The organism is Chroococcidiopsis sp. TS-821 (assembly GCF_002939305.1).
Lineage (GTDB): Bacteria > Cyanobacteriota > Cyanobacteriia > Cyanobacteriales > Chroococcidiopsidaceae > Chroogloeocystis.
The window spans coordinates 956,098-970,451 of record NZ_MVDI01000001.1 but is presented as its reverse complement, the minus strand read 5'-3'; the positions used below and the strand labels follow the sequence as shown (position 1 = coordinate 970,451).

Sequence of the window (14,354 nt, the reverse complement as noted above, 5' to 3'; positions counted from 1 at the left end):
TGCTTCTTTTTAGTCATGTAACTCAATCATAATTGAAAAATGCAACTAACTTTCTTTGATAATTAATAACTCATCGCATATTATTTTGATAAATTTAGAGTTATTCAATAAAAACTCATGTCTAGCAAAATAGAATTTACACTATTTGCCCCTCGTAACGAAAAAGCAGCATTAATAGGTTCTTTCTCAAACTGGATTCAAATCTCCATGGAGAAAGACGAGCAAGGTTTTTTTCGCACTTTTACCGATCTAGAAGATGGTACTTATCAATATAAATTTCGAGTGCAGTCGGTAGAAACAAACCATGATTCAGAGTGGAGAGATGTTATCGATCCTTATGCTACAGAAGTAGATACAGTTACCGGCAGTAGTGTTATACGTGTCAAAGCAGGAAAGAAAGTCATTGATAATTATGTTTGGCAGTACGATCGCGTACCACTTCCACAAAACTCTGCGATGGTTTTATACGAGATGCATATCGCTGATTTTATAGGCGAAGAAAGCAATAATCAACAAAGTAAATACACAAGTGTCATAGAAAAATTAGATTATCTTAGTGACTTAGGAATTAATACTATTCAATTAATGCCAATAAATGCATTTGCGGGAAATTATAGTTGGGGTTACAAAGTACAGCATTTCTTTGCTACAGAATCAAGTTATGGTTCTACCGCAGATCTAAAACGGCTGGTTGATGAATGTCATGCAAGAGCGATAAGGGTAATTATTGATGGAATTTATAACCATTCAGACGAAGAATGTCCCTTATTACTAGTCGATCGCGACTATTGGTATTATCACTCAGCAAAAAATCCCGACGATCCCGATAACTATTGGGGTCCCGAATTTAATTATGAGTATTACGACAACAATCTAAAAATCAAACCTGCTTGGCAGTTTATTGGTGATGTCGTCCGTTTTTGGATTCGAGAATATCATATTGATGGAATTCGATTTGATGCGTTGAAACAGCTAGGAAACTACGATTTCCTGCATTGGATTGCGCAGCAAGCAAAATACGTAGCAGGTAGTAAGCCTTTTTATAACGTAGGCGAACATATTCCGGAAACACCAGAATTAACTGGCGAGTCGGGTTCAATGGACGGTTGTTGGCGTGAAAGCTTTCGGATTTTCGTTTTAGACCATGTTAGCGGTAAAACGGTCGATTTCGATCGGCTTAAAGAAACTCTCGATGCGAAACGCCAAGGATTTCCGTACGCGACAAATGTCGTTCATTACTTGGCTAGCCACGATCGCAATCACTTAATGGTAGAACTCGCCGAACGCGGTATATTTGACGCACAGGCATTTAAACGAGCAAAACTAGCGGTAGTACTACAAATGACCGCAGTTGGAATACCGATGATTGGTATGGGTGAAGAATTTGGTCAAGATACGCGCCAAACTCCGAATCAACCAAATCCGCTCAAATGGTCGCTGTTAGAAAACGCAGCAAATCGCGAACTGTGGGAATTTTACCAAAAATTAATTGCGTTACGCCTGCAAAACCCTGCTTTGCATACAGCAAATATTGAATTTCTGCAAGAAGATCCGCAGACAAAGCTACTCACTTACCAACGCTGGGATGATGAAGGTTCGCGGGTTATCGTTATTGTAAATTTGAGCGATCGCAATCTCACAAATTACCGAATAGACTTTCCCGCAAATGGAACTTGTCGCGAGTGGCTGAGCAATACCATCGTCGAAGTGCAGGAAAATAGTTTACGTATCAACGTATTAGCGCATCAAGCCCAAGTATTCGTTTACCAGTAACAAATTTTCTGTCAGGAACGCGGAGTTTTTAATAACCTCTGACCCCTGATCGCCGACCTCTGACCTCTCATATTCTTAAAGGCTGTGGTAACATGAGAGATTGCTGCAATAAATCTATTTATCTTAATTGAGTTAAATCATGGCTTTGACGCAAGAGCGCAAACAAGAGCTAATTTCCAACTATCAACTTCACGAAACAGATACTGGCTCGTCGGCTGTTCAAATTGCGATGCTAACGGAGCGCATTAACCGCTTAAGCGAACACCTCAAAAGCAATCAGAAAGATCATTCTTCTCGACGAGGATTATTAAAACTGATTGGTCAACGCAAGCGTCTGCTATCCTATCTGCAAAAGGAAGATCGAGAACAGTATCAAAATTTAATTAGCCGCCTTGGGATTCGCGGTTAAGGAGAAATTAATTGCATGGCACCTGAACCTAAAAACAAGCGTTTGCCCTTTGAACCAAGTAAAAAACGTCAAAAACCGGCAAAAGCAAGCAAACAAACTCCTGTCGTCAAAAAAACACAAGAAGTGGCAACCCAAAGCGATCGAGCACCATCGGTCACGCGGGAACAGATGGCAGTACCAAAAGTGGTGAGCGATCGCATGGCGCGACGCATGGCAGCTTTTTGTGGTATACCAACGGCGTTAGGTATGTCTACGTTCATTGTCAGCTACTTGATTGTCAGTCACGGTTGGTTTAAATTGCCAAACGTAGCTGTTTTGCTAGTCAGTATGGGCTTTTTTGGTTTAGGTGTATTAGGTCTATCGTACGGCGTCCTTTCTGCTTCTTGGGATGAAGAAATTGTGGGTAGCATGCTAGGCTGGCAAGAGTTCACCAGCAACTGGGGACGGATGCTGTCAGCCTGGCGCTCAAGACGACAAAAAAACGTATAACAAATTTTTAGTACTTACTCTTCAATAATTGCGATCGCCCTTGATGCTGCACAATCGCGCAGCACTCATCTGTCACTCAGACTACTGAGCAGGCGGGCGTTATATTTGAAATGTGTAGAATTTATTTTTTACAGAGCATAAAACAACAAAATAAGGAATTAACACATGATTGTAGTCATGAAGGTCGGCTCTCCTGAAGTCGAAATTACCCGCGTGAGTGAAGAACTTGCAACATGGGGTTTAACGCCGGAAAAAATTGTTGGCAAGCACAAAGTCGTTTTAGGTTTAGTGGGAGACACTGCAAGTCTAGATCCGTTGCGAATTCAAGAGATTAGCCCTTGGATTGAACAAGTGTTACGCGTTGAGCAACCTTTTAAACGAGTTAGTCGCGAGTTCCGGCATGGGGAAGCCAGTGAAGTAGCCGTTGCTACACCTAACGGTACAGTGTACTTCGGACAACATCATCCTGTTGTAGTAGTAGCAGGACCTTGCTCGGTAGAAAACGAAACAATGATTGTGGAAACAGCACAACGCGTCAAAGCTGCAGGGGCAAAGTTCCTACGCGGTGGTGCTTATAAGCCGAGGACTTCGCCTTACGCGTTTCAAGGACATGGTGAAAGTGCTTTAGAACTGCTAGCAGCAGCACGCGCAGCAAGTGGATTAGGAGTGATTACCGAAGTAATGGATGCGGCTGACTTGGACAAAATTGCCGAAGTTGCAGATGTCGTTCAAGTCGGCGCGCGCAATATGCAAAATTTCTCGCTGCTGAAAAAAGTCGGCGCGCAACCCAAGCCCGTGCTACTCAAGCGCGGAATGTCTGCAACAATTGAAGAGTGGCTAATGGCAGCAGAATATATCTTAGCAGCGGGAAATCCTAATGTAATTTTATGCGAGCGCGGCATTCGGACTTTTGACCGTCAGTATGCACGCAACACACTCGATTTAGCAGTTATTCCTGTATTGCGATCGCTCACCCACCTACCAATCATGATCGATCCGAGTCACGGTACCGGTAAAGCAGAATATGTTCCAGCGATGTCGCTTGCTGCAGTCGCCGCAGGAACCGATTCTTTGATGATTGAAGTCCATCCTAACCCTGCAAAGGCTTTATCAGATGGTCCGCAATCGTTAACGCCAGAACGTTTTGACCGTTTAATGCAAGAACTAAGCGTCATCGGTAAAGCTGTATCGCGTTGGCAACAACCGGCGATCGCTTTATCAAATTAATGGAGGATTGACGTAGTTGTATCAAATTTAGTTGAACATAACTAAATTAACTCGATTTGAGATAACAAAGGTCACAGGTCAGGATGAAAAGCTATGCGTGACAGGGGTTGCGCAATCCAAACTGATAAGACAATACGCAGAACATGGCAGAAGCTCAAAAATATTACTAGAGCTAGCTTTTGACTCTTGCTATATAAAATAAAAAAGCCTGAGATTGCGCTCAGGGCTTGTTTAGCTTGAATTTTATTTATGCAAAAGCCTTAACCAATATTCACTTTCACAACTTTGCTTTTCTCAGCTTCCGCTTTGGGCAAAGTCAAGTTCAAGACACCATTCTTATACTCTGCTTGAACTTCATCATTCTTAATTCGAGCCGGTAAAGGAATCACTCTTCTAAAGGAACCATAACGAAATTCTGAGCGAGTCATACCTTTTTCTTCGGTTTTGGTTTCCGACTTACGCTCTCCACTCACTGCAACTGCTTCTGCTGTCACCTGTACATCCAAGTCTTTGGCTTCCATTCCTGGAATTTCTAACCTTAGATGAACAGCTTCAGGAGTTTCCTCGATTTCAGCAGCAGGGACAAACGTCATACTGGTGCTTGGCTCAAAGTCAGTTGCACGCATCAAGCTATCGAATAGGCGATTCATGTCCCTTTGCAAACTGTCAACTTCGCGAAACGGCTCCCAACGAATTAATGCCATGTTTTTAACCTCCGAATCTGGCTTTCTATTAATAGCTAAAGATCCTGATTTGACGTGAGTACTTAACTTTTAACGAAACTCCAGTCGCTGATTTCTCAGCCAGTTGAGGCACTTAGCTCAACCTGATAACAAGGTATCAAATACAAGAAAGCTGGTGAGTTCGGTTGTTCGCACAGCAAAAGTTCATTTTTCCGTCCTCGTTTGCAGTGCAAAGCTTCCTTCTGCGCGTGAAAACAACGGGCGCGAACTGGGAGATACTCTATTCTCTTTTACTCGTCACTAGCAACTAGCTACTTGTTACGTATTACTCTTCACTCGCCCCGTAAATTCTGATAACGATAAAAAGCGTAGGTATCAAACAAGCCTCCAACAAGGCTGCAAGTCAGTGAGATGACAAGCAATCCATCAACAGGATTACCACTGCCAAAAGTCGCTAAAAACTGCAAAACTTGATTGGCGATCGCCTGAGAAATTCCGTGCAACCCAGGAATGTAACCGACAATCGAAGTACTGACTAACAACGCACCAACAATCAAAATTGGTACGACAAAACTCAGAAAGATTGAGAGTAGCAGCGAACGGAGGAAGTTGGACAAAATGCTCATGCTCATGCAGGCAATTTCCGTTGTTGATAGCCAAAGGACATTTGTTACCTTCTACAATACGAGCGATCGCGCTCAACGCGTGTAAATTTCAACAATCTTAAGTTTTTATTAAAAGATTTATCTACTTGTTCTAAGTGTTGTAAAGTCACTCAGCTATTTTTGCGTTTTCATAACAGCCGATCAAAGCCTGAGTAGCACTTGGTTATCAGGCATTGCGTCAATATTTGAGGAACTCACCACAATTTTGAGAATTCTGAAAAGATTTTTACAGTAAATTAAGCTCGACAAGCTGGTTGCGTTTGCAACTAGAGTTAGACAGCGGCTATTAATTCTAACTGAGCAGCGTTTTTGGTAACGACCAATTCCCAATTACCAGTTACTAATAACCAGCCTTTAAGTTATGTTTGTGTGTACCCACATGTTTAGATTAACATCAACACCTTGAGTGACACGCGCAGTAGTTCAAATTTAGGAATATGGAGTCAGCGGCTGCTGGCGGCAATTTTACTTTGCGGACAAGTCATCGTTCACTTGCTGCAAGGCAAAATTCATCGCCGGAATACACTCGATCAGATGGCAGCTGTAGGACCCGAATCGCTTTTAATTGCCTTGATTACAGCAGCCTTTGTCGGGGCTGTTTTTACTATCCAAGTCGCGCGAGAATTTATCCAATTTGGTGCGGGAAATGCAGTGGGAGGCGTGCTGGCGCTTGCCTTAACTCGCGAACTCGCCCCCGTGCTTACAGCAGTTGTTTTAGCAGGGCGCGTTGGTTCGGCGTTTGCCGCAGAAATTGGCACCATGCGAGTAACTGAACAAATCGATGCGCTGTATATGCTGAGAACTGATCCGATTGATTACCTCGTGATTCCACGCGTGATTGCGTGCTGTGTCATGCTACCAGCTTTGACACTCTTATCGTTAGTAACAGGCATGATCGGGGGATTGCTGATTGTTACCAACGTGTATAATCTTTCTCAAACTACATTTCTCGATTCAGCGCGGAACTTTCTCGATGTATGGGATGTTTGCAGCGCTACGATTAAAGCAGCTTGTTTTGGCGTACTCATTGCGATTATTGGTTGTAGTTGGGGTTTAACAACAACTGGAGGCGCTAAAGGTGTCGGACAATCCACAACAGCCGCCGTTGTGACAGCATTGCTTGCTATTTTTATTAGTAATTTTCTATTGACTGCTTTAATGTTTCAAGGAACAGGCAGCGCAGTGCTACGCGGAATCTGATAACTAAAGGTTTTAAGATAGGAAGTATAGCAGGGGTCAGAGATCGAAGGTCAGAGGTCAGGGTTATTAAAAGCAAGCTATGGTTAAAGCTCTGAGCTTCCTGCCATGTCCTAAGCATCTCTTCAATTGCTATAAAGTGAAGTGTACTTGTAGAACAGGATGCAAAATGACTCCTTCCTCTCCACTTTCATCAACAACGATTGAACTTGCGCCGAGCTATAAGTTACCTATCGCGATTGCGATACTGGCAATTTTGCTGTTACTCGTTTCACCATGGCTTGGCGGTGCGATCGCTTTGTTTGGTCTATTTCTCATGTTTCAAGCAGGAACTTTACGCCTACAATTTACAGACACAGCACTTGATATATATCGAGGTGAAAACTTAATTCGTCACTTCCCCTATCAAGATTGGGAAAATTGGGAGATTTTCTGGTTCAATGTTCCTATCCTGTTTTACTTCAAAGAAGTTAAAAGTATTCATTTTCTCCCTATTATTTTCGATCCCAAACTACTGAAAAGCTGTTTAGAACAGCGCTTTCCTAAAAGAACAGCTAGCAGCTAGAAAAGAAAATAGTTTTTAGGAACTCGCAAATAGTAAGATGATATTTCTTCATTAATTGCTTGCTGAATTTCAATTCATTTTTATGAATCAAGACGAACCACAAACTCCAGAAATAACGAATGAAACCTCTGACGAAGCACAAGCGCAAGCTTCTCCACAAGAATTTCTACCCGAAGGAGATGCAAGTAGCGAATCAGAATCTGAAGTTGATTTTTTAGTCGAGTTAGAACAACTTTCACAAGTCGAAACTGATTTGGAACGCGATCGCGCCATCAAAGCCCAACAACAATTAAGCGAGTTAGAAAGTCAAGCTGCAGAACTTAAAAAAGAAATCGCCGCACTGCAATCGCAGCGTAAAAAACTATCCGAGCAAGTCAATCACGCTCAAACTGCACTTGAACAAGTCATACAAGAATCTTTAGCACAACTCGAACAACGCAAACAGTCGTTACAAATCGCCGTAGAACAACTCGAACGTCGTCAAGAACGAATTCGCGCAGAGATGCGTACCACATTTGCAGGAGTCTCGCAAGACTTGGCAATTCGCGTTCAAGGCTTTAAAGACTATCTTACCGGTAGCTTGCAAGATTTAGCCGCAGCTGCTGAACAATTGCAGATAGCACCAAAAATCTCAAAAGTCAAGGAAGAACCTGAAGAGATTCCCCAATCCAAACCAGTTGAAGAACCACAATCCACACCACAATTCGCCGAACCGCGTTTTCAATCGACGGCAAAGCAAATTCGTCGCTTGCTTGATGAATACCGTGCTGAACCAGATTACTATGGTCCACCGTGGAAACTGCGTCGTACGTTTGAACCCATTCATGCTGAACGTGCCGCGAATTGGTTTTTTACGCAAGGAGGGCGCGGTGCATTACGCACAATGGGTAGCCGCTTACAGAATATCCTGATTGCTTCAGCGGTAATTTCTGTTTTACATGAATTATACGGCGATCGCCTCCGCACGCTCATTCTAGCCAATACTCCGGAACGCCTCGGCGACTGGCGACGCGGTTTACAAGATTGCTTAGGAATTTCGCGCCCTGATTTTGGTCCCGATCGCGGTGTTGGTTTGTTTGAAACTCCTGAAGCGGTAGCCTTAAAAGCTGAACGCCTTGTGAAAGGCAACTTTATGCCGCTGATTATCATTGATGATTCCGAAGATAAAATCAGCTTGGGTCTTCTGCAATTTCCTTTATGGTTAGCCTTCGCTCCCGATCCTCAAAAAATGGTAAGAGAAAGAGAATACGATTTTTGAACGCAGCTATAAGACCTAGTCTGCTTGTATAATGGCTGAAACTGCGTTGTAAATAGAGATGAATGTCAGAATCAGTAAATGTGTTTACTGATCCTCAGCATTCTCCAGAGCTTGAACAACTTCGGCGCGCAGGCTCGATCGAGCATTGGCTAGCGGCGATTATCGGAAGCGACGGCAAAGTGACGGCTGTTGATGTCAATATGCGGTATCGCAAATACCAAACTATCAAGAAACAGATATCCGGAATTGTTCGCTAAAAAATGGTATCTTTGACCTTGTTCATGCGCGTTACGTTCTCATCCATCTTCCTAACTTCCAAGTTGCATTGTCAAGAAAGATCGATTTACTCAAGCTTGGCGGGTGGCTTGTCACCGAAGAAGAACTTGAATTTTTCTGCTGCAAGAGCGATCGCAGGTAAAGATACAGCTTGTTACTCAGTTAACCGCGTCAATTGTGCTATTTCGCGAATGTTTGCAAGTCGAGGTATGAATTAGCCTCTGGATGTGAAACTCCCTGCAATATGTCAACAGTTTGTCTTGCAGCAACTATCTGGCGAAAACGATGCTACCTTTTCTCAAGGAGGCTTAGGAGTCTGCAATAGTCATAACAAATGTCTACTGCGCAACTTGCAGAAAAATACATCGCAACAGGTGAAGCAACGCAGCAGGATATTGAACGATGTTACGAATTTGCAGAAGATCCGCACGCATGGGCAATATACTATTCAACTGTAGGGGTTTCAGCAAAGCAGGCTAATAGCAAGGTAATAGGTCATGGGTAGTTGTTGATTGCTAAACATTTTTTTGGCGCTTAGCAGTTACCAGCGATCAAGTACCAATATTCAAGTAGTGCTAATTTTTACTTACTATAACTTATATGGCAGTTTGGTTAATTTTGTGTGCAGCAATTTTGCTAGTGGCTTACCTGTTGGGCTCAATTCCTACAGGTTACACCGCAGCAAGACTGCTAAAAGGTATTGATATTCGCGAATATGGTTCAGGTTCTACTGGTGCGACAAATGTACTGCGGACACTAGGCAAAGGTCCTGGCTTGTTTGTGTTAGTGATTGATACGTTAAAAGGTATCTTAGCGATCGCCCTTGTTCGCTGGAGTTTCAATTTTGCCGCAAGTCAAAATCTGATTCCTGCCAATATCAGTTTGGCAACCTGGCTATCATGGATGGTAGCATTTGCGGGAATTTTTGCCATTCTGGGACATAGTAAATCGATTTGGTTAGGGTTCACGGGTGGTAAATCAGTAGCAACGAGTTTAGGCGTCTTACTCGCAATGTCGTGGCAAGTTGCATTGTCTACTGCTGCGGTATTTGGTGTAGTTTTAGCAATATCGCGAATTGTTTCACTCAGTTCGATTGCAGGCGCGATCGCAGTTTCGCTCTTGATGCTTGTCTTCGGTCAACCTCTACCTTATGTGCTCTTTGCGATCGCTGCTGGTGTCTATGTCATTATGCGCCATCGTAGCAATATACAGCGCTTACTTGCCGGTACAGAACCGAAAATAGGGCAAAAAATTTCCACAACAGAAGAAAGTGTTGAGCCTTAAAATCATCGCCGGTCAAATAACCAGAAGAATATCAGGTGTTAGTGGCTAGTGACTAGTTACTAACCATCCTTCACTTTTACTAACCAGTTGCCATTTCCAAAATTTATTGATACAAATTCAAAACTGCCTTTAGTTTCCTGCCTCTTTAAGAAAGCAGCTAGAATAGAAGACTGAAGCTTCTTGCAGCCACAATTATGTCTTTGCCTGTTGTTGCTATTATTGGACGCCCAAATGTGGGTAAATCAACGCTAGTCAATCGTTTAGCTGGCGCGCAGGATGCGATTGTCTACGATGAACCTGGGGTCACGCGCGATCGCACTTACTCGAATGCATACTGGCGCGATCGCGAATTCGTTGTCGTTGACACGGGCGGACTCGTTTTTGATGATGATACAGAGTTTTTACCCCTCATCCGAGAACAGGCAAGCTTAGCATTAGCCGAAGCCGTAGCTGCAATTTTTGTGGTAGATGGACAGACAGGACCCACTCCCGCTGATGAAGCGATCGCCGAATGGCTGCGACAGCAACCTGTTCCTGTACTTTTAGCCGTGAATAAATGCGAGTCACCCGAGCAAGGTTTAGCCCAAGCTGCACAATTTTGGGAACTAGGACTCGGCGAACCGTATCCTATTTCCGGAATCCATGGTAGCGGAACAGGAGAATTACTCGATCAGTTAATTACCTACATTCCACCCGTAAGCGAACTTCCTGAAACTGATGAAATTAAAGTGGCAATTGTGGGACGCCCGAATGTAGGCAAGTCAAGTTTGTTAAATGCCTTTGTCGGGACGCAAAGAGCGATCGTTAGTCCTATCTCTGGTACAACCCGCGACACGATTGATACCGTGATTGAACGCCAGGGACAAGTTTACCGCTTAATCGATACTGCCGGTATTCGCAAAAAGAAAAACGTCGAGTACGGTCCTGAATTTTTTGGGATCAATCGCGCATTTAAAGCAATCCGCCGTGCTGATGTCGTTTTGTTGGTGATCGATGCGCTCGATGGCGTGACAGAACAAGATCAAAAACTTGTAGGACGAATCGTAGAAGAAGGACGTGCTTGTGTCATCGTCGTCAATAAATGGGATGCTGTAGAAAAAGATTCGTACACAATCTACGATTACGAAAAGCACGCGAAAGAAAGACTGCATTTTGTCGATTGGGCAGAAATGATCTTTGTCAGTGCAAAAACAGGACAGCGTGTCGAAAAGATTCTAGAGCTTGTGACGCAAGCAGCTGAAGCGCACAAACGCCGAGTTTCTACCTCGGTGATTAATGAAATCCTCGAAGAAGCTGTAAGATGGCATTCGCCACCCACGACGCGTCAAGGGCGTCAAGGTAAAATTTACTATGGCACACAGGTAAGCACTCAACCTCCCTCAATCGCTCTGTTTGTTAATGAAGCCGAGCGTTTCAACACAAACTATCGACGCTACATCGAACATCAATTTCGACAGCACCTAGGCTTTCATGGAACTCCCATTCGTCTACTATGGCGTAGCAAGAAAGCCCGTGACGTAGAAAACACTGCTAATCGTGCAACTCGCGTGTAAAGAGGAGTGAGTGACTAGTGACTAGTTTCGAGTTTTGAGTTGAAGACGTAAAAGTTGTCGTTATTTATTCTCCCCTGCTTCTTCAACTCTCTGACCCCCGACCCCTGACCTCTTCAAAAAATGGATCTACTGCGATCGCTACCAATGGGGCTTTACCTTGAACAACCGCTGACTTGGTTGCATAGGCTCGACCCTAGGGTAAAGTTAGCTTGGTTATTGAGCTTTTTACTCATGCCGATTCTGGCAAATTCTGCTTGGCGAATTATGCTGGTAGGATTACTTGTACTGATTACGTTTGCGGCCAAAATTCCTTTACGAGTATGGCGTCAGCAGATGGGCTGGCTATTAACAGTAGCATTTTTTGTTTTACTACTCGGCGCTGCAAGTCCAGATACGCTCAGTATTGACTATCAACCTCGTCTCCCAAGTGATGAGTTAAGTTTTATTCCACAACCTTCGGATTATCAGTACGTTCTCTTTCAGCGCGGACCAATTACTGTCACCCGTCGTTCTTTGGTTTTAGCAATTCGCTTAAGTACGATTCTGTTTACTTTGATTTACAGTACTAATTTATTTTTATTGACAACTGCTCCTGAGGAAATTACCGCTGGAATCGAAAGCTTGATGCGACCTTTACGCTGGTTCAAACTTCCTGTAACAGAAATTGCCTTAACGTTGACGCTAGCACTACGGTTTATTCCCTTAGTTTTAGAAGAAGTACAGAATTTAGCACGTTCAGTGCGGACGCGGGCAATTAATTGGAAAAAACTAGGGCTTAAAGGTGCGGTCAAAGTCTGGATGATGGTAGCAGAACGATTGCTAGAGAATCTCTTACTCCGAGCCGAACAGATGGCTAATGCGATGATGGTACGCGGTTTTACAAGTCCGAACGAACATCGCGTACAATGGCACGCTCTACACTTAAGAAGCCGTGACTGGATTGCCATAATATGTTTAATAGCTTTTTGGAGTGCAAGATTTGTTTGGGGTAACGAAGCATAAATGCAACCGTGGTATTGGCGATCGCTTCCTCTCAAAAATCGCACTGGTACGCAGATTTTTGCTGCCTTGTTTGCACAAGATACAATTGCAGCGCTGTTAGAAAGTCCTTATCCGTCGCCACCAGACCGCTTACCCCAAGCTCGCTATTCGCTCTGTGCAGGTAAACCTCGGACAATTAACGGTTGTCTCCAAATGTGGATTCCAGCAGTCGGCGAAGTTCTACCTTGTCTTCGTCAGCGGCTTCTGAGTGCTGCAAATCAGCTTGTGGTACCTCCTCACTCGACGCTGCCATTTACGGGAGGTTGGCTAGGGTGGTTAGGCTATGACTTAGCCTGGGAAATTGAAAGACTGCCGACTCTCAAGCAAGATTCCTTACCATTTCCGGTAGCATTTTGGTATGAACCTGAATGCTTTGCAGTCCTCGACCATTGGCAGCAAATCCTTTATCTCGCAACCTCCGATCCGCAACAATTAGACCAGTTAGAACATCATCTAGTAGAATCTCCCTCTACCCCTTTGCTTGCGCCAGTCACCTCAACGAGGGGAACCCCCGCACGGCGCAGGCTCCTTTGCTCCTCTGCTCCTTTGCCCCCCTACCCCCCATCTTTACCACACTTCCTGACTTCTCAGACCGAGTACGAAAACATCGTCTGGCGTGCTAAAAAGTATATTCAAGCTGGAGATATTTTTCAGGCAAATCTTTCGCTGCGGTTTGAAACAGAAACAATAGCCTCAGGCTGGGAAATTTATCAAACATTACACAAAATCAATCCGTCACCGTTTGCGAGTTACTGGCGATCGCCTTGGGGAGAAATCGCGAGTTGCTCTCCAGAAAGATTAGTACAGCTTGTCGGACAACAAGCAACAACACGACCTATTGCTGGAACGAGACCGCGCGGTACGACACCTGAAAGCGATCGCCAGCTTGCCCAAGAGTTACGTTCAAACACTAAAGAACGCGCTGAACACATCATGCTCGTCGATCTCGAACGCAATGATTTAGGGCGCGTGTGTACCTGGGGTTCAGTCGTGGTTGATGAATTACTCGCGATCGAGCGCTACAGCCACGTGATGCATCTTGTCAGTAATATTAAAGGCACTTTGAAAGCAGACTACAGCCCGATTGATTTAATTCAAGCAATGTTTCCTGGTGGAACGATTACCGGTTGCCCAAAAGTCCGCTGTATGGAAATTATTGAAGAACTTGAACCTGTCCGCCGCAACTTATTTTATGGTTCGTGTGGTTATCTTGATTGGCGCGGTAACATAGACTTGAATATCTTAATTCGCACACTTCTATTAGCTCCAACGTCTTCTACAACGACACCTGCCACTCTAAAAGTTTGGGGTCAAGTTGGCGCCGGGATCGTAGCTGATAGCAACCCAGAAAAAGAATGGCACGAATCGCTGTATAAAGCGCAAGCACAACTTGCCGCACTGAATCAAACTAGGGGTGAGGAGTGAGTGGTTAGTGGCTAGTTTTAAGTTTTGAATAGATTTTCCTCTGCTACATGCTCCTAACCCCCGACCCCTGACCTCTACTATAATGATTCGACTAGGAACTGATATTGTTTATATTCCACGCATTCAAGCGGCGCTAGAGCGGTTTGGCGATCGCTTCTTACACCGCGTGTATACTGCAACCGAACAATATGATTGTGGATACGCAATCAATTCACCAAGTCGTCCTTCAATTCATCAGTTAGCTGGGCGTTGGGCGGCGAAAGAAGCAGTGACAAAGGCACTAGCTACAGGTTGGCGAGGTATTAATTACACTGAAATTGAAATTCAGCGTCAAATGAGTGGCGCACCTACAGTATACTTACACGGGAAAGCCGCAGCATTAGTTGCAACTTGGAATAACTTCTCTTGGCAATTGAGTTTAAGTCACGACCGCGACTATGCGATCGCAGTAGCAATTCTGATTTATGAGTAAGCGAGTGAAAGTTAACAAAACTAAGCAGCAGGGTAAT

17 protein-coding genes are annotated in these 14,354 nt (G+C 44.1%); 15 read left to right on the top strand and 2 right to left on the bottom strand.

Features of this window, described 5'->3' with window-relative positions; all coding sequences use genetic code 11:
• Window positions 1-117: 117 nt before the first annotated feature.
• From B1A85_RS04510 to aroF, 4 genes are all read left to right on the top strand, one after another.
• On the top strand, window positions 118-1,773 hold the full coding sequence (locus B1A85_RS04510) for an alpha-amylase family glycosyl hydrolase (RefSeq protein ID WP_104545690.1): 1,656 nt from the start codon (window positions 118-120) through the stop codon (window positions 1,771-1,773).
• Between the two features lie 139 nt (window positions 1,774-1,912).
• The gene (gene rpsO, locus B1A85_RS04505; RefSeq protein WP_104545689.1) at window positions 1,913-2,182 is read left to right on the top strand and encodes a 30S ribosomal protein S15; all 270 of its coding nucleotides are present in this window, start codon (window positions 1,913-1,915) and stop codon (window positions 2,180-2,182) included.
• A 15-nt stretch (window positions 2,183-2,197) separates the two neighbouring features.
• Window positions 2,198-2,671, top strand: a complete 474-nt coding sequence (locus B1A85_RS04500) for a PAM68 family protein (RefSeq protein ID WP_104545688.1) — start codon at window positions 2,198-2,200, stop codon at window positions 2,669-2,671.
• Window positions 2,672-2,836: 165 nt separating this feature from the next.
• Complete coding sequence (gene aroF / locus B1A85_RS04495; RefSeq protein ID WP_104545687.1) at window positions 2,837-3,898, top strand: 3-deoxy-7-phosphoheptulonate synthase; 1,062 nt, start codon at window positions 2,837-2,839, stop codon at window positions 3,896-3,898.
• A gap of 260 nt (window positions 3,899-4,158) precedes the next feature.
• On the opposite strand, the gene B1A85_RS04490 is transcribed toward aroF, so the two are convergent.
• Window positions 4,159-4,602 (bottom strand): Hsp20/alpha crystallin family protein, encoded by a 444-nt coding sequence (locus B1A85_RS04490; protein ID WP_104545686.1) that lies wholly within the window; start codon window positions 4,600-4,602, stop codon window positions 4,159-4,161.
• Window positions 4,603-4,913: 311 nt separating this feature from the next.
• Entirely contained in the window at window positions 4,914-5,207 is a 294-nt protein-coding gene (locus B1A85_RS04485) for a hypothetical protein (RefSeq protein WP_104545685.1), read from the bottom strand.
• 441 nt (window positions 5,208-5,648) lie between these two features.
• Between B1A85_RS04485 and B1A85_RS04480 the strand changes: the two genes are divergently transcribed.
• The 11 genes from B1A85_RS04480 (at window position 5,649) to acpS (ending at window position 14,317) form a co-directional block, all read left to right on the top strand.
• Window positions 5,649-6,446, top strand: a complete 798-nt coding sequence (locus B1A85_RS04480; protein WP_104545684.1) for an MlaE family lipid ABC transporter permease subunit — start codon at window positions 5,649-5,651, stop codon at window positions 6,444-6,446.
• Between the two features lie 166 nt (window positions 6,447-6,612).
• A complete protein-coding gene (locus B1A85_RS04475; RefSeq protein ID WP_104545683.1) occupies window positions 6,613-7,008 on the top strand; it encodes a DUF3119 family protein in 396 nt (131 codons plus the stop codon).
• A gap of 82 nt (window positions 7,009-7,090) precedes the next feature.
• A complete protein-coding gene (locus tag B1A85_RS04470; protein ID WP_104545682.1) occupies window positions 7,091-8,266 on the top strand; it encodes a DUF3086 domain-containing protein in 1,176 nt (391 codons plus the stop codon).
• Window positions 8,267-8,328: 62 nt separating this feature from the next.
• Entirely contained in the window at window positions 8,329-8,523 is a 195-nt protein-coding gene (locus B1A85_RS24280) for a hypothetical protein (protein ID WP_210404171.1), read from the top strand.
• Window positions 8,481-8,684, top strand: coding sequence for a methyltransferase domain-containing protein (locus B1A85_RS24275; RefSeq protein WP_210404260.1), 204 nt, complete (start codon window positions 8,481-8,483; stop codon window positions 8,682-8,684). Before B1A85_RS24280 ends, B1A85_RS24275 begins: the two co-directional genes overlap by 43 nt.
• Window positions 8,685-8,876: 192 nt before the next feature.
• Window positions 8,877-9,047, top strand: a complete 171-nt coding sequence (locus tag B1A85_RS24270) for a hypothetical protein (protein WP_210404170.1) — start codon at window positions 8,877-8,879, stop codon at window positions 9,045-9,047.
• Between the two features lie 95 nt (window positions 9,048-9,142).
• Window positions 9,143-9,826 (top strand): glycerol-3-phosphate 1-O-acyltransferase PlsY, encoded by a 684-nt coding sequence (plsY, locus tag B1A85_RS04460; protein WP_104545681.1) that lies wholly within the window; start codon window positions 9,143-9,145, stop codon window positions 9,824-9,826.
• A gap of 194 nt (window positions 9,827-10,020) precedes the next feature.
• Complete coding sequence (der, locus tag B1A85_RS04455) at window positions 10,021-11,379, top strand: ribosome biogenesis GTPase Der (RefSeq protein WP_104545680.1); 1,359 nt, start codon at window positions 10,021-10,023, stop codon at window positions 11,377-11,379.
• Between the two features lie 120 nt (window positions 11,380-11,499).
• Window positions 11,500-12,381: an energy-coupling factor transporter transmembrane protein EcfT gene (locus B1A85_RS04450; protein ID WP_104545679.1), complete on the top strand. Its 882-nt coding sequence runs from the start codon at window positions 11,500-11,502 to the stop codon at window positions 12,379-12,381.
• A complete protein-coding gene (locus B1A85_RS04445; protein ID WP_104545678.1) occupies window positions 12,382-13,845 on the top strand; it encodes an anthranilate synthase component I in 1,464 nt (487 codons plus the stop codon). It begins immediately after the preceding gene.
• A gap of 82 nt (window positions 13,846-13,927) precedes the next feature.
• Window positions 13,928-14,317 carry a holo-ACP synthase gene (gene acpS, locus B1A85_RS04440; RefSeq protein ID WP_104545677.1) on the top strand — a complete coding sequence of 130 codons (390 nt, stop codon included), beginning with the start codon at window positions 13,928-13,930 and terminating at the stop codon, window positions 14,315-14,317.
• The last annotated feature ends 37 nt before the right edge of the window (window positions 14,318-14,354 follow it).